At 64.6% G+C, this 15,684-nt stretch carries 14 protein-coding genes and 1 pseudogene; 14 read left to right on the top strand and 1 reads right to left on the bottom strand.

Annotation, left to right across the window (positions count from 1 at the left end; genetic code table 11):
- Positions 1 to 8: 8 nt before the first annotated feature.
- Positions 9 to 881: an HhH-GPD family protein gene (locus ACQUSY_RS05995; RefSeq protein WP_428903593.1), complete on the bottom strand. Its 873-nt coding sequence runs from the start codon at positions 879 to 881 to the stop codon at positions 9 to 11.
- A gap of 48 nt (positions 882 to 929) precedes the next feature.
- Here ACQUSY_RS05995 and ACQUSY_RS05990 point away from each other — a divergent pair, with 48 nt between their 5' ends.
- From ACQUSY_RS05990 to ACQUSY_RS05925, 14 genes and pseudogenes are all read left to right on the top strand, one after another.
- A complete protein-coding gene (locus ACQUSY_RS05990) occupies positions 930 to 1,559 on the top strand; it encodes a nucleoside/nucleotide kinase family protein (RefSeq protein ID WP_428903592.1) in 630 nt (209 codons plus the stop codon).
- Positions 1,559 to 2,458, top strand: coding sequence for a tRNA pseudouridine(55) synthase TruB (gene truB / locus ACQUSY_RS05985; RefSeq protein WP_428903591.1), 900 nt, complete (start codon positions 1,559 to 1,561; stop codon positions 2,456 to 2,458). Before ACQUSY_RS05990 ends, truB begins: the two co-directional genes overlap by 1 nt.
- Positions 2,455 to 2,835: a hypothetical protein gene (locus ACQUSY_RS05980; RefSeq protein WP_428903590.1), complete on the top strand. Its 381-nt coding sequence runs from the start codon at positions 2,455 to 2,457 to the stop codon at positions 2,833 to 2,835. The genes truB and ACQUSY_RS05980 overlap by 4 nt, the downstream gene beginning before the upstream one ends.
- A 42-nt stretch (positions 2,836 to 2,877) precedes the next feature.
- Entirely contained in the window at positions 2,878 to 3,291 is a 414-nt protein-coding gene (locus ACQUSY_RS05975) for a hypothetical protein (protein ID WP_428903630.1), read from the top strand.
- Entirely contained in the window at positions 3,288 to 4,220 is a 933-nt protein-coding gene (locus ACQUSY_RS05970) for a bifunctional riboflavin kinase/FAD synthetase (RefSeq protein ID WP_428903589.1), read from the top strand. Before ACQUSY_RS05975 ends, ACQUSY_RS05970 begins: the two co-directional genes overlap by 4 nt.
- A gap of 106 nt (positions 4,221 to 4,326) precedes the next feature.
- Positions 4,327 to 5,256 (top strand): sugar-binding transcriptional regulator, encoded by a 930-nt coding sequence (locus tag ACQUSY_RS05965; RefSeq protein ID WP_428903588.1) that lies wholly within the window; start codon positions 4,327 to 4,329, stop codon positions 5,254 to 5,256.
- The gene (gene deoC, locus ACQUSY_RS05960; protein ID WP_428903587.1) at positions 5,253 to 6,260 is read left to right on the top strand and encodes a deoxyribose-phosphate aldolase; all 1,008 of its coding nucleotides are present in this window, start codon (positions 5,253 to 5,255) and stop codon (positions 6,258 to 6,260) included. The genes ACQUSY_RS05965 and deoC overlap by 4 nt, the downstream gene beginning before the upstream one ends.
- Before the next feature lie 7 nt (positions 6,261 to 6,267).
- Positions 6,268 to 7,710 carry an aldehyde dehydrogenase family protein gene (locus ACQUSY_RS05955; protein ID WP_428903586.1) on the top strand — a complete coding sequence of 481 codons (1,443 nt, stop codon included), beginning with the start codon at positions 6,268 to 6,270 and terminating at the stop codon, positions 7,708 to 7,710.
- Positions 7,707 to 8,570, top strand: coding sequence for an aldehyde dehydrogenase family protein (locus ACQUSY_RS05950; protein WP_428903585.1), 864 nt, complete (start codon positions 7,707 to 7,709; stop codon positions 8,568 to 8,570). The genes ACQUSY_RS05955 and ACQUSY_RS05950 overlap by 4 nt, the downstream gene beginning before the upstream one ends.
- Positions 8,571 to 8,723: 153 nt before the next feature.
- Positions 8,724 to 8,930 (top strand): heavy-metal-associated domain-containing protein, encoded by a 207-nt coding sequence (locus tag ACQUSY_RS05945; protein ID WP_428903584.1) that lies wholly within the window; start codon positions 8,724 to 8,726, stop codon positions 8,928 to 8,930.
- Positions 8,927 to 11,167: a heavy metal translocating P-type ATPase gene (locus ACQUSY_RS05940; RefSeq protein WP_428903583.1), complete on the top strand. Its 2,241-nt coding sequence runs from the start codon at positions 8,927 to 8,929 to the stop codon at positions 11,165 to 11,167. Before ACQUSY_RS05945 ends, ACQUSY_RS05940 begins: the two co-directional genes overlap by 4 nt.
- Positions 11,168 to 11,367: 200 nt before the next feature.
- On the top strand, positions 11,368 to 13,512 hold the full coding sequence (locus ACQUSY_RS05935) for a DEAD/DEAH box helicase (protein WP_428903582.1): 2,145 nt from the start codon (positions 11,368 to 11,370) through the stop codon (positions 13,510 to 13,512).
- A gap of 209 nt (positions 13,513 to 13,721) precedes the next feature.
- Entirely contained in the window at positions 13,722 to 14,750 is a 1,029-nt protein-coding gene (locus ACQUSY_RS05930; RefSeq protein ID WP_428903581.1) for an ATP-dependent 6-phosphofructokinase, read from the top strand.
- Between the two features lie 778 nt (positions 14,751 to 15,528).
- A pseudogene (locus ACQUSY_RS05925) lies at positions 15,529 to 15,654 on the top strand (type IV toxin-antitoxin system AbiEi family antitoxin domain-containing protein); the annotation flags it as partial.
- Positions 15,655 to 15,684 lie beyond the last annotated feature (30 nt).

The raw sequence follows: 15,684 nt of genomic DNA, 5'->3' as shown, positions 1-15,684 counted from the left end.
GCTACGAATTACCGATCGCCGGCAAGCCGCGCCATATCACCATCGGTCTCGATCAGCCCGTCGGCGAGCAACGTCAGCATGGCGCGGTCTCGCTGATCAGCATCCGGCCATTCCGGGATGATCGCGTCGACGAGAACGCCGGAACCATGGGTGCTGCGGAGAACGGCAAGCACGGCACCGCGCGCCTGACGGTCAGAACCCTCATACTTGGCCTGCTTCGGGCGCTTGTCGCCTGTGTCTGGGTACCCGGCCGCGCGCCACGCACACAGCTGAGCCAGCGGGCACAGTTCGCACCGCGCGGTGCGGGAGGTGCAGACTACCGCACCCAACTCCATAGCCGCAGCGTTCACAATCTGCGCGGCCGATGGTTCCGTCGGCAGAATCTCCGCCATCACCGCGAGGTCACGCTTTGACGCCGGGCCGGGCTGGCTTTTGCCCTCGAGTGCGCGGGCGAGCACGCGGCGCGTGTTGGTGTCGACGACGGGCACCCGCTCGCCGTACGCAAAGGCGGCGACGGCGCGGGCGGTGTAATCACCGATGCCGGAGAGCGCGAGGAGCGCGTCAACATCACGCGGCACGACGCCGCCGTGACGTTCGGTGATTTCGACGGCAGCCTGGTGCAGCCACATGGCCCGGCGCGGGTAGCCGAGGTTGGCCCATGCACGCACCGCGTCAGACGTGGGGGAGGCGGCGAGGCCGGCGGGCGTCGGCCACCGCTCGAGCCACTCTTCGAGCCGCGGAATCACACGCGTCACGGGAGTCTGCTGCAACATGAACTCGCTGACCAGAATGCCCCACGCGCCAAACTCGGGGTGGCGCCACGGCAAATCGCGAGCATTCTCCCGATACCAGTCGATGAGCGGGGAAGCGAGAGGGTGCACCAATCCACTGTACGGTCACGACCGGCCGCGGGGCCGTAGGCTAGAGGCATGCGCCTGCCCATCACTCCCGTGACGACGCTCATGCGTGAGCTCCGCGGCCAACTGTGTCAGCTGTATCCTGCCGGCCGCATCATCGTCTTCATCGACGGTATCGATGCTCCCGCGGTTGATGCGTTCGCCTCGCTGTTCACCGAGATCATTGAGGAGGATGACGTCGCGGCGTTCCACGCACGCCTGGGTGACTTCCACTTGTCGCGCGCTGAGCAAGCCGAGCGTGGCGTCGTCGTTGACGAAGACGCGCTGCGTCGTGCGCTGATCGGCCCGTTCCGCAGTGGATCGCTGGACTCCGCGACGAGCGGCTTTCAACTCGGCACATGGGATGCCGATCGCGACGCGCCGCTCGAGTCACGCTGGGTCACCGCGCCCGCTGACGCGGTGCTCGTGGTGAGCGGAACCGGTGTACTGGCTCCCGAGCTGCGGGGCATGGCGAACTGGAGCGTCTGGCTCGAGACGAACGAGAACATGCTCGCTCGCCGTGCCGGTCGCTCAACCGAACAGCCGTACACAGCCGCCGAGTTCAGCTACCTCAAGAACGCGAAGCCCGCGAGTGCCGCCTCCGTCATGGTCGACAACACCAACGTCAACGCGCCCGTGCACACGTACCGAGACTCCTGCTGATGGCCGCGAACGACAAGCCGCGTGTCGCGGCGCAAATTGTGCTGGTCGACAAGCCCGGCGGAATGACGAGCCACGACGTCGTGAGCCGCGCACGCCGCGCGATCGGCACCCGCAAAATCGGTCACGCCGGCACGCTCGACCCGATGGCGACCGGACTGCTCGTGCTCGGCGTTGAGGGCGGCACGCGCCTACTCACCTATCTCGTTGGCCTCGACAAGACGTACGAAGCGACGATTCGCCTCGGTCAGGCCACGACGACCGATGACGCCGAAGGCGAGGTCACGACGTCGGCTGACCCATCAGGCGTGACGGACGAAGCGATCGCCGCCGGCATCGCCGAATTGAGCGGAACCATTTCGCAGGTTCCGAGTTCGGTTTCAGCCATCAAGGTGGACGGTAAGCGGGCGTATGACCTGGTGCGCGCCGGCGAAGAGGTGGAACTCAAGTCTCGTGAAGTGACGGTGTCACGCTTCGACGTGCTCGCTCAGCGCCGCGGCGATGGCGTCATCGATATCGACGTCGTTGTCGATTGCTCCAGCGGAACCTACATTCGTGCGTTGGCACGCGACCTTGGTGCGGGGCTGGGCGTTGGCGGGCACCTCACAGCACTTCGCCGTACTCACGTTGGCCCTTTTGACGTAAGCCAAGCCAGCGATGCCGACACCATTGGTTCCGTTTCTCTTACTCCTGCTACCGCCGCAGGTCTCGTCATGCCGGTCGTGACGACGACGGCAGACGAAGCGCGCGACCTGCGCCAAGGCAAGAAGACTGCCGGTGCTGATCGGTCTGAGACATACCCTGCCGCCGCCGTTGACCCCGAAGGCGAGCTCATCGGCATCGTTGATAAGCGCGGCAGCAACATCAAGAGCATCATGAATATGCCGGAGGTACAGGCGTGATCACAGGGTTTACATTCGCGTTGATCGGTGTTGCGGCTGTTGCCGCCATCGTGTGCATCGTGATGGGGCTCATCGGCAAGGTGCCCAGCGACCTCACCGTCGGCGCGATCGCGCTCGTCGAAGTGCTCCTCATAGTGCAGGTCGTGATCGCGATCATTGCGCCATTCGCGGGCAACCCGCCCGCTGGCAGCCTTCTCGAATTCTGGACCTACTTGATCTCCGCCGTACTGTTGCCGATCGGCGGCGTGGTGTGGGCGTTTGTCGACCGCACCAAGTGGTCGACGGTGATCATGGGCGTTGTGGCGATGGCCGTCGGCATCATGGTGTGGCGCATGGAAGTTATCTGGACGGTCGGGGCCCCGGTCGCTGGAGCCTAAGATTGTCTAGTGACTTCTGAACTGACGCCCGCAAGTCGGCGCATGACCGGTATCGGTCGTGTCCTGGTGATTCTCTACGCCATCATGGCGCTGGGGGCGAGCGGACGCTCGTTCGTTCAGATCGCTGAGAAGTTCAACGAAGCACCCCTCGCGTACACGCTGTCGGCGGCATCGGCCGTCGTTTACATTCTGGCAACGCTCGCGCTGATCTTCGCAGGCCGCCCCGGCTGGTACGCCGTGGCGTGGGTCGCGATCGTGTTTGAGCTGGTGGGCGTTCTCGTTATCGGCACGCTGAGCATTACGATGCCCGAGTGGTTTGCGCACGACACCGTGTGGTCGTATTTCGGCCGTGGCTACGTGTGGATTCCGCTGGTGTTGCCGGTACTGGGCCTGTGGTGGCTGACCACGCACAAGCCGGCACCCGCCGCAGTTGAAACGGAACAGGTCACGGCATGATCGTCTTTACCGACCCGAACGAGATTCCCGCCGACTTCGGGCCGACGGTCGTCGCGATCGGCAAGTTCGATGGCGTGCACACCGGCCACCGCCTGGTGCTCGAAAAGGCGATCGTCGATGCGGGCTCACAGGGTGCGAAGACCGTCGCCGTCACGTTTGACCGCAACCCGCTCGCAATTCTGCGCCCCGAGCTTTGCCCGACTGAGCTCGTCAGCCTCGCGCAGAAGATTGAGCTGCTGGGCGGAACCGGTATCGACGCCGTCTTGGTGCTCACGTTTGATGAGGTGATGGCTCAGGTGCCCGCCGAAGAGTTCGTCGAGCGCATTCTCGTCGGCAACCTGCACGCTAAGACCGTGCTGCTCGGCCACGACTTCCGCTTTGGTCACCGTGGAGCGGGAAACCCGGAACTGCTCCGCGAAATGGGGGAGAAGTTCGGCTTCACCGTCGACGCCGTGGGCGACGTGACCGACGAGGGCGACCGGGTCTCATCCACGCGTATTCGTGAGCTGCTGGCTGAGGGCGATGTCGCGACCGCAGCGCGCTTGCTCGGCCGCCCGCATGCCGTTGCTGGCGAGGTCGTGCACGGACTGAAGCGTGGCCGCGAGCTGGGCTTCCCGACGGCAAACCTGTCGCCGCAGAGTCAGGGCGACGTGCCCGCTGACGGCGTGTACGCCGGGTGGCTGCGCGCGGCAGACGGTATTCACCGTCGCGCCGCGATCTCGGTCGGCATGAACCCCACGTTTGACGACGTCGAAATGCGCCAGGTTGAGGCCTACGTGCTCGACGAGACCGACCTTGACCTGTACGGCCAGGAGGTCGTCGTCGAGTTTGTCGATCGCATTCGCGGCATGGTGGCTTTCCGCGGCATTCCCGCGCTCATCGAGCAAATGACCGACGACGTCGCCCGCACCCGCGAAATCCTTTCCTAACGCTCGTTCTCGCGCCGGTGCGCACCCGCGCACGGCCGCCTGCTCATATGAGCGAACGGCGCAACGAATGTTGATTCGGCCGCGCGGCGGGGCTACCGTTTTAGTGATGGACGAGCTACTTGCCGTGCGCGTCGCCGAGCTCTACTACGAAGAGAACAAGACGCAAGATGAGGTTGGCGCCCTCCTAGGTATCTCACGCTGGAAGGTGGGACGCCTGCTCACGGCCGCCCGCGAAGCGGGGATCGTGCGCATTGAGATTATTCACCCGCGCGCTCGCCGCCTGGGTCTTGAGCGCGACCTGCGCGAACGTTTCGGCCTCGCTGACGCTGTCGTGGTTCCGCGCCCCGAAGGCACCGACGCTGGCCCCGCCGTCGCACAAGCCGGTGCCGACTACCTCGCCGCAATGCGCCCCGTGCCGAAGATTCTCGGCGTCAGCTGGGGCCGCACCCTCACGGCCGTTGCCGAACGACTGCCCGAAGCCTGGGCCACCGGAGTCACCGTCGTGCAAGTCAACGGTGGTGTCACGCTCAACCGTCGAGCCGGAACCGCGGCGACGCTGGCATCAACAATTGCGCAAAAGGGGCGCGGCGAAGTTGTGCTGTTGCCCGGCCCTGCGATTCTCGAACGCCGTGAGACGAAGGAAGCCATCATGGCTGACCGCACCGTCGCCGGCGTCTTCGACCTCGCCCGTCGCGCCGACGCCTACCTGTACTCTGCCGGCGTTGACGACTCACACTCCGCCCTTATCGAGAGCGGCTACTTGCGGGGGAGTGACGTTGCCGTCCTCGCCAGCAAAGGCGCCGTCGGTGACATCACCGGCCGCTACATCGACGCCAACGGCAACATCGTTGACCCGGCGCTCGATGCCCGCACCCTGGGCGTAGAACTTGACGCGCTGCGCGATGCCGAACGCGGCATCTTCGTCGTTTCTGGCGAAGCCAAGCGCGACATTGCTCGGGCCGTTGTCGTCAACGGCCTGTGCTCCATCCTCATTACAGACGAGGGCACCGCCCGTGACCTGTTGGAGAACGAATGAACACCACCACTGACCTCGCGCTACGCGCGCGGGCGGTCGAAATCCTCGGCGGCGAGCCGAGCAACGAAGCGCTACGGCGCTTCCTGCACGGCCTGCCCGGAGTCGACGCCGTCGGCCTCGAACAGCGCGCCGCTGGCCTCGGCACGCGCTCGATCAAGACCTCGTCGAAGGCGTGGGCGCTCGATCGCATTATCGAGCTGATTGACCTCACGACCCTCGAGGGCGCTGACACGCCCGGCAAGGTGCGCTCGCTTGTTGCGAAGGCCCTGCACCCCGACGCTTCTGACGCCACCTGCCCGCGACCCGCCGCTGTCTGCGTGTATGGCGACATGGTTCCGCATGCTGTTGCGGCGCTCGGAACCATGCACGGCGACCCCGACGACGGCAAGATTTCCGTCGCGGCTGTTGCCACGGCGTTCCCCTCCGGCCGCTCGTCACTGGCAATCAAGCTGGCAGACACCGCCGAGGCCGTCGCCCACGGTGCCGATGAAATCGACATGGTGATTGACCGTGGTGCTTTCCTCGCCGGCGACTATGCCTTTGTGTACGACCAGATCGTGCAGGTGAAGGAGGCATGCCGCCGCACCGACGGCACGTACGCGTCGCTCAAGGTGATCCTGGAGACGGGCGAACTCAACACGTATGACAACGTGAAGCGTGCGTCGTGGCTCGCGATTCTCGCCGGCGGCGACTTCATCAAGACGTCGACCGGCAAGGTGCAGCCCGCGGCCACGCTGCCGGTGACGCTGCTCATGCTTGAGGTCGTGCGCGATTGGCACAAGCTCACCGGCGAGAAGATCGGCGTGAAGCCAGCCGGTGGCATTAGCTCCTCGAAAGACGCGATCAAATACGTCGTGACGGTCGCTGAGACGCTGGGTGAGGAGTGGCTCGTGCCGCACCTGTTCCGCTTTGGCGCCTCGAGCCTGCTCAACGACGTGCTGATGCAGCGCCAGAAGATGACCACCGGACACTACTCCGGACCCGACTACCTGACGATTGCGTGAGGCGACAATGAGCTTTCTGGAATACGCACCCGCGCCCGAGTCGCGCTCGGTGCTGAACCTGCAGTCCGAATACGGGCTGTTCATCAACGGCGAGTTCCGCGAGGGGAGTGGCACGAGCTTCGCGAGCATTAACCCGGCCGATGAGACCAAGATCGCGATGATCGCAATGGCCGACGAGGCTGATGTCGACGCTGCGGTTGCCGCCGCGCGTACCGCGTTCGACAAGACATGGTCGAAGATGAGCGGACGCGACCGCGGCAAGTACCTGTTCCGCATCGCGCGCATCATTCAGGAGCGAGCCCGCGAACTCGCGGTTGCTGAGTCGCTCGACAACGGCAAGCCCATCAAAGAGAGCCGCGACGTTGACGTGCCTCTCGTCGCCGCCTGGTTCTTCTACTACGCCGGGTGGGCAGACAAGCTCGACTACGCGGGTCGGGGTGCCAACCCCAAGGCCCTCGGTGTCGCCGGTCAGGTCATCCCGTGGAACTTCCCGCTGCTCATGCTCGCGTGGAAGGTCGCTCCCGCGCTCGCGGCGGGCAACACCGTCGTGCTGAAGCCCGCCGAGACCACGTCGCTCACCGCGCTGCTGTTTGCTGAGATCGTGCAGCAGGCGGGTCTGCCTGCGGGTGTCGTCAACATTGTGACGGGTGCCGGAACCACGGGGGCGGCTCTCGTGCGTCACCCCGACGTCAACAAGGTGGCGTTTACTGGTTCCACTGCCGTCGGTCGTGAAATTGCGAAGACGATCGCCGGAAGCGACAAGAGCCTCACGCTCGAGCTCGGCGGCAAGGCCGCAAACATTGTGTTCGATGACGCCCCGCTTGACCAGGCCATCGAAGGCATCGTCAACGGCATCTTCTTCAACCAGGGCCACGTTTGCTGCGCGGGTTCGCGTCTGCTGGTGCAGGAGTCGATTCACGATGAGGTCGTTGACCGTCTGAAGACGCGTCTGCAGACCCTGCGCCTGGGCGACCCGCTGGACAAGAACACCGACATCGGTGCCATCAACTCCCGTGAGCAGCTGGATCGCATTCGCGAACTCAGTGCCGTCGGCGAGGCTGAGGGTGCTGAGCGCTGGAGCCCGGCGTGCGAGATTCCCGACAACGGATTCTGGTTCGCGCCGACGATCTTCACCGGTGTGCAGGCATCGCACCGCATCGCTCGTGAAGAGGTCTTTGGCCCGGTGCTGTCGATTCTCACGTTCCGCACGCCCGCTGAAGCGATCGAAAAGGCGAATAACACGCCCTACGGTCTATCAGCAGGTATTTGGTCTGACAAGGGCTCGCGCATTCTGGCGGTCGCCGACCGTCTGCGCGCCGGCGTTATTTGGGCCAACACGTTCAACCGCTTCGACCCGGCGAGCCCGTTTGGTGGCTACAAGGAGTCGGGCTACGGACGCGAGGGTGGCCGTCACGGCCTCGCCGCGTACCTGAAGGGAGCATCCGCATGAGCAAGCGACTCACGGTTCCGAAGACTTACAAGCTGGCCATCGGCGGCGCCTTCCCCCGCAGTGAATCCGGTCGCACCTATGAAGTGACGTCGCCGAGCGGAGAGTTTCTCGCGAACGCGGCACTGGCTTCCCGCAAGGATGCCCGCGACGCCGTGAAGGCAGCACGTGGTGCTGTCAAGGGTTGGTCGGGCGCGACCGCGTACAACCGCGGGCAGGTGTTGTACCGCATCGCCGAGGTTCTCGAAGGACGTCGCGCGCAGTTCGTTGACGAGATCGTGCAGCAGGAGGGCGTGACCGCCGCTGTAGCCGGTGCGCAGGTTGATGAAGCCATTGACCGCTGGGTTTGGTACGCCGGATGGTGCGACAAGTTCGCGCAGGTGACCGGCAACGCGAACCCCGTCGCCGGCCCGTACTTCAACATTTCGGTGCCCGAACCGACCGGTGTTGCCGTCATCGTGGCACCGCAAGACTCGGCACTGCTGGGCCTGGTCTCGGCTGTTGCTCCGGCGCTCGTCGCCGGCAACGCGGTCGTCGTGATCGCGAGTGAGAAGTTCCCGCTGTCGTCGATCTCGTTCGCTGAGGTGCTTGCGACGAGCGACGTGCCCGGTGGCGTTGTGAACGTGCTGACCGGTTCGCCCGCTGAGATGGCGCCGTGGCTTGCCTCGCACCAAGACGTCAACGCGCTCGATCTCGTCGGTGCTGACGGCCTGGACTGGGTTGACCTGCAGCAACGGGCCGCCGAAACGCTAACGCGCGTGACGTCGCCCGAGCGCGGTGCCGATGTTGCGGCACCGTCGCTGTCGCGCATCACCTTCTTCACCGAAACGAAGACGGTCTGGCACACCAAGTCGATGATCTAAATTGCCACGAAAGCCCGGGCTTGACGTGAGTCATCCCGGGCTTTCGCCATTTCTTCAAACTTTTCGGCCGATCCAGGAATACCCCAGGGGGGTATACACTTGTGTTCTAGTGAGCGATGATTTATCGCGACGTGAATGACACAAAGGAGCATCATGACCACTCAGGCTTACCTCGTTGAAGGCATGACGTGCGGACACTGCGCAGGCTCGGTCTCGAGCGAAGTCTCGGGCGTTGCGGGTATTGAGAACGCTGTTGTTGACCTCGACGCGAAGACCGTCACCGTGACCGGTGTCGCCAGCGACGACGCCATCGCGGCCGCTGTTGCCGAGGCCGGTTACACCTTCGCAGGCCGCGCATGAGTACGGCGCTGCACACCGATGACGAGCTTCGTGCCGCGACACTCGACATCGAGGGAATGACGTGCGCGAGCTGTGTTGCTCGCGTCGAAAAGCGTCTCGCCTCGGTCGCAGGTGTGCAGGCCGCCGTTAACCTCGCGACCGAATCTGCCAAGGTCTCGATTCCGGCTGGCGTGAGCGACGAAGACCTCGTCGCCGCCGTCGAATCGGCAGGCTACGGCGCACGCGTTCGGGTGGCGGGCTCTAAGCCCGCCGCCATGGACGAACACGACCACACCGACGAAGGCCGCACCCAGCTTGGCACCCGGCTGTTGGTCTCGGCAATTCTCGCTCTCCCCGTTATCGTCACCGGCATGGTTCCGGCCCTCCAATTTCCGGGCTGGCAGTGGATGGCCTTGGTGCTCACACTGCCCATCGTGGTCTGGGGTGGCTGGCCGTTCCACCGCGCAACGTTGCAGAATGCGCGCCACTTCACCGCCACGATGGATACCCTCATCACCCTCGGCACGTCGGCCGCGCTCATCTGGAGCGTGTGGGCGATGTTCTTCGGCTCAGCCGGTGAAATCGGTATGACCCACGACGTCGTGTTGTTCGGCCCGGTGCACGACGCGACCTCGCTCGTGTACTTCGAGGTCGCCGCCGGTGTCACGGTCTTCCTGTTGCTCGGCCGCTGGATCGAGCACCGCTCCAAGCGCCGCGCGGGCGACGCCCTGCGCACGCTCATGAATCTGGGCGCGAAGGCTGTGACCCTCGCGACCGTTGCCGGCGCCGATGGCCCGACCGTGCCGATCGACGAACTTCAGGTGGGCGACCGCTTTGTGGCGCGCCCCGGCGACAAGATCGCCACCGACGGCACCGTGGTTTCTGGTTCCGCCGCCGTCGACGCCAGCATGCTCTCGGGTGAAAGTGAACCGGTTGCGGTCGAAGCCGGGTCGGTTGTCACGGGCGGAACCATCGCTACCGATGGTCGCCTGGTGATCGAAGCGACCGCGGTGGGGGAGAACACCCGCCTTGCCGCGATGGCACGCCTCGTCGAAGACGCGCAGACCGGCAAGAGCGCCGTGCAGCGCCTCGCCGACCGCATCTCCGGCGTCTTCGTGCCAATCGTTATTCTGCTGTCGATCGCGACGCTCATCGCATGGATCGTTTTTGATGGTTCCGTCGCCGCCGGATTCACCGCCGCGGTCGCTGTCCTGATCATTGCCTGCCCGTGTGCGCTCGGTCTTGCGACGCCGGTCGCGATTCTGGTCGGTACGGGTCGTGGCGCCCAGCTCGGCATTCTCATCACGGGACCCGAAGCCATTGAGTCGGCAGGGCGCATTGACGTGCTGCTGGCGGATAAGACCGGAACCATCACGACCGGAACCATGAGCCTCGTGGACGTCGTGGTTGCGGAAGGCGTGGAGCGTGACGCCACTGTGCGGCGTGTGGCCGCTGTCGAAGCGGCAAGCGAGCACCCCGTGGCGCGAGCCATCCGTGCGGCGGTACCCGAGGTTCCGCTCGTCTCCGACTTTGTCTCGACCGCCGGCCACGGCGTTTCGGGTGTTGTCGAGGGGGAGACGGTGTTTGCCCGCAAGCTGGCCGTTGGCGAGCTCGAGACGCTGCCTCTTGCGTTGGGGAATGCCGTGCGTGAAGCGCAGACCACGACGATCGTTGCCGGCCGATTGGTTGACGGCAGCGAAGTTGTTGACGGCGTGATCTTCGTCGCCGATACCGTGCGCGACGACTCGGCCCACGCGGTTGAGCAACTCGCGGCGCTGGGCGTTGAGGTGCGGATGCTGACCGGCGACAACGCCGAAGCCGCTCGCCGCGCAGCGATCGCCGTGGGTATTACCGACATCACCGCCGGGGTTTCGCCCGAGGGTAAGATCGATGCGGTGCGCGCCGCGCAGTCCGAGGGTAAGTCGGTCGCGATGGTGGGTGATGGCGTGAACGACGCGCCCGCGCTCGTGGCAGCTGACCTGGGCCTCGCGATGGGCGGTGGCACGGACGCGGCGATGCACGCGAGTGACATCACACTCGTGCGCCAGTCGCTGTCTGCTGCGGCCGATGCCATTCGGCTGTCGCGCAAGACGATGTCGACGATTCGGGGCAACCTGTTCTGGGCGTTTGGCTACAACGTCGCGGCGATTCCGTTGGCGGCCCTCGGACTCTTGAACCCGATGCTGGCCGGAGCCGCGATGGCGTTCTCGAGCGTCTTTGTCGTGCTGAACAGCCTGCGGCTGCGAGCATTTCGTTAGAATCGCTCGCCTTTGATGGGCTTTGGCATAGGATAGCGGCAGGGAATCTTTCGTCCTGTTGTGCTTTCCGCTGAAGCGGGGTCTGCAAACGGGTGATGAGAGATCGTGCCCGATCCCGTATGTGAGACGGGCACTCCCACGTAGTTCAACTCTTCGTTGGACGATCCGTAGTTATTGCTCCACTCACGCACAGGAGAAGCATGCCGAGCTCGGCAACAGCATCAGCATCACGGCGCCGCAAGTCGTCGTCACGTCGCGACGACGACGCCCCCATCATCCCGATCCTCGCGCGCAAGGTGCGCGAGGTCGAAGCCAAAGCCCAAAAGGGCAAACTCGGCCCCACCAACCGGGTGAAGTTCCAGGTGATTGCCTTCTTGGTGCGCGAAGAGCGCGCGCGGGTGAAGGCTGACAGCGAGATCAGCGACGGTACGCGCGCCGAACTGCTCAAGCGCCTTGATGGCGTCGCGCAGATTCTCGCGAAGACGGCCGCCCGCGACACGTCGATCATTCCGTTGCTTGAAGCGGACCAGGCGACGAGCCCGGTCGCCAAGCGCATGCGCCGTGACTGGCTGCTCGAGTCGGGTGCGGAGCTTGCTCCTGACGAGCTGATCATTACTGACGTTGCTCCTGTTGCCGCCACCCCCGTGGTTCCGGCAGCCCTCGCGGAGCGTCAAGTGACCCCGCCGTCGGTGGAGTCGCGCATTGAGTCGAACCCGTTCTTGACGCCTGACCTGTCGCGCGTCATCCCGAAGGAGACGCCGCGTCGTCGCCTCGATGGTTGGGACCTGATGGGCCCGCTGTACAAGGCGTTCGAGCAGGGTGCTGGTGGTTCGGTCGCTTCGATGGAATTGCCGCCGCTGCCAGAGTTTGACCATGTGTCGCCTAAGGGGCTCGAGGTCATGGCGCACCAGGCGCGCTTCGTCGAGTCGGTGCGTGCCGGTCACCGTTCGTTCTTGCTGGCAGACGAGCCGGGTCTTGGTAAGACGGCGCAGTCTGTCATTGCCGCTTCCGTTGCCAACGCCTACCCGCTTCTTGTCGTGGTTCCGAACGTCGTGAAGATGAACTGGGCGCGCGAGGTTGAGCGGTGGACGCCGCAGCGTCGCGCCACGGTGATTCAGGGTGACGGTGACGCGATTGACGCGTTTGCCGACATCTTCATCGTGAACTACGAGATTCTTGACCGTCACCTGTCGTGGCTGGGCAAGATCGGTCTGCGCGGCATGGTCGTTGACGAGGCGCACTTCATCAAGAACCTGTCATCGCAGCGTTCGCAGAACGTGCTCGCGTTGGCGAGCCGTGTGCGCGAGCAGACGCCCGGCGGCGACCCGCTGATGATTGCGCTGACAGGTACGCCGCTCATCAACGACGTTGAAGACTTTGACGCCATTTGGCGCTTCCTCGGCTGGACGAACGGCGAAAAGCCCGGTGCGGAGCTGGCCGAGAAGCTGGACGCGACGGGCCTTACGCCCGCCGATAAGGCGTTCTACCCCGAGGCTCGCGAGGCCGTCATCTCGATGGGTATCGTGCGTCGCAAGAAGAAAGACGTCGCCGCCGACCTCCCCGACAAGCTCGTCGCCGATATGCCGGTGCAGCTCGACGACGAATTTGGTCGTTCGATTCGTGCCGCCGAGCGTGAGCTGGGCGACCGCATGGCGGCGAAGTACCGCCGCATCATTGAGGCCCGTGGTCGCGAGACCCGCGGCATTGATGAAGACATTGTGCGCCTTGTGGCACAGCACGAGTTTGAAGAGTCGAAGAACGCTGACGCCGGTGGCGACAACGTCTTCACGATGGTGCGCAAGATTGGTCAGGCCAAGGCCGGACTCGCCGCCGACTACGCGGTACAGCTGCAGCGCTCGGTGGGCAAGGTCGTGTTCTTCGCGAAGCACATCGACGTCATGAACCAGGCCGAGGCGCTGTTCGCGGCCAACGGCCTGAAATCGGTATCGGTGCGTGGTGACCAGACCGCGACCGCCCGTCAGGCCGCCATTGACGCGTTCAACAACGACCCCGAGGTTTCGATCGCGGTATGTTCGCTGACCGCCGCCGGTGTTGGTCTCAACATGCAGGCCGCGTCGAACGTCGTGCTGGCCGAGCTCAGCTGGACGGCCGCCGAGCAGACGCAGGCGATCGACCGCGTGCACCGCATCGGTCAGGATGAGCCCGTCACCGCATGGCGCATCATCGCCGCGCACACGCTCGACACGAAGATTGCCGAGCTGATCGACCAGAAGCAGGGGCTGGCGCTGCGCGCGCTCGACGGTGTTTCGGTCGAGCCGGGCTCGCAAGACTCCGTGCAGCTGTCGGCGCTCATGCACCTGTTGCGTGAGGCGCTGCGCCGCTAGTCATAACAAGCGTGAAGATTCCCACTTCTTAGCGTTGAAATCTCGGTTTCGGCGCAGGAAGTGGGAATCTTTTCGTTTCGGCGGGAAATGGTGGCGTAAGAATTGGGAAAATCGCCGACTTCGAATGGAATTCTGGTGCGCTGGCCGATATGGTCGAGAAAGGCAGCGTCGCCCGATCCCTTTTCCTTTCCCCCAGCAAAGCAGGCACCATGAAGATCGGCATTCTGACGTCCGGCGGCGATTGCCCCGGACTCAACGCGGTTATCCGCGGCATTGTGCTCAAGGGTACGACTTCGTACGACCTTGAGTTCGTCGGTATTCGTGACGGTTGGCGCGGTGTTGTCGAGGGTGACTTCGTTCCGCTCACGCGTCACGAAGTAAAGGGCCTGTCGAAGGTCGGCGGAACCATTCTCGGCACGAGCCGCACGAACCCCTACGAGGGTGACCGCGGCGGCGCTGACAACATCGCCAAGACCCTGTTTGGCCACCGCATTGACGGCATCATCGCGATCGGTGGCGAAGGTACGCTGGCTGCGGCCGATCGTCTGTCGAAAGACGGCATCAAGGTCATCGGGGTTCCCAAGACCATCGACAACGATCTGCGCGCGACCGACTACTCGTTCGGCTTCGACACCGCCGTCAACATCGCGACCGAGGCGATGGACCGCCTGCGCACCACGGGTGACTCGCACCAGCGCTGCATGGTGGCCGAAGTTATGGGCCGTCACGTTGGTTGGATCGCCCTGCACGCCGGCATGGCAGCGGGCGCTCACGCGATTCTGATTCCCGAAAACCCAATGTCGCTCGACGAAATTGCTGAGCTCGTGCAGTCGGCGCACGATCGTGGCCGTGCGCCGCTCGTCGTCGTCTCCGAGGGCTTCAAGCTCAAGGGGATGGACGAAGCCTTCAGCGACAAGGGTCTCGACGCCTTCAACCGACCGCGCCTCGGTGGCATCAGTGAGATCCTTGCACCCGAGATTGAGCGCATCACCGGCATTGAGACCCGTTCGACGGTGCTCGGCCACATTCAGCGCGGTGGCTCGCCCTCCGGCTTTGACCGCGTGCTCGCCACGCGTCTCGGCCTGCACGCAGCCGACGCGATCGTCGACGAAGCCTGGGGTGAAATGGTCGCGATGCGCGGCACCGACATCGTTCGCGTGCCGTTCTCCGAAGCCCTCGGCGAGCTCAACACCGTGCCCCAGTACCGCTACGACGAAGCCGCCGCCCTCTTCGGCTAACCAGCCCCTGGTTCCAGCCCTCAGATTCCGGCCCTCTGGTTCCGAACCTCTGGTTCCGGCCTCCTGCTTCCGCCAGCCACACGTCACGAAAGCCGCGTCTCCCTCACCGGGAGCCGCGGCTTTCGTCGTTTCTCGGCAAATACGTCACCACCACCGCCGCATGTCGGGGAAATGAGTCGACCGGCCGCCGAAATCGCCTCGTCGCGACATGCGTGCCGTCTTCTTCGGACGTGCGGCTTCATCACGGTGCACCGCGGGCGGAACCCGCGGTCGCGCCGCACGGTTGACTCGCCCTGGCCTGGCCTGGCCTGGCGAGGCCTGGCTTGGCTTGGCTTGGCTTGGCGTAGCCCGGCTTCGCCTAGCCCGGCTTCGCCTTCGCGTTAACGCGCGCCGCACGTCGGGGTTTTCGGCAAAGCTCGTGCGGATCAGCTCGATCCGTGCTTGCGTAACGTGATTTCCCCGACGCGCGGTCGACGGAACCAGGGTGTGACGACCGCGGTTCTCCAAGCGTGCCCATCGCACGAGTCGGAACGATGGCAGGGCAGGGCCGGGCACGGCTGAGCAGGGCTGGACTGGGCTGGGCGCGGGGCCAGCGATACAACCGGATGTCGGTAAAACTGCCCGAATGAGTGCGATTTCTCGCCTCATCGCTACGGGATGAAAGAAATCCCCGACATCCGGCAGTGCGTGCTTCCTCCCCAACTCGCCTGATCTGCCACCTCTCCCCAGACGCGTCTGCCGCGGAGACCGCAAGAACGTGTGCGGCGAACCTGAGGGAATGAACAGTGAACCAGTGATCGATGTCGGACATGTCTTTCGTACGGAAGCTCTGCGCACCGCGGGCATGTCTCGTGCCGACATCGAGACCGCCCTCGCAAGTGGGCGCCTGACACGAATCAGAATCGGCGTATACGTCACAGTTGCGAATAGCCCC

It is taken from the genome of Microbacterium daqui (assembly GCF_050408675.1).
Taxonomy (GTDB): domain Bacteria; phylum Actinomycetota; class Actinomycetes; order Actinomycetales; family Microbacteriaceae; genus Microbacterium.
Note: the sequence above shows the minus strand (reverse complement) of the source record. Positions and strands in the feature narration are given on the sequence as shown.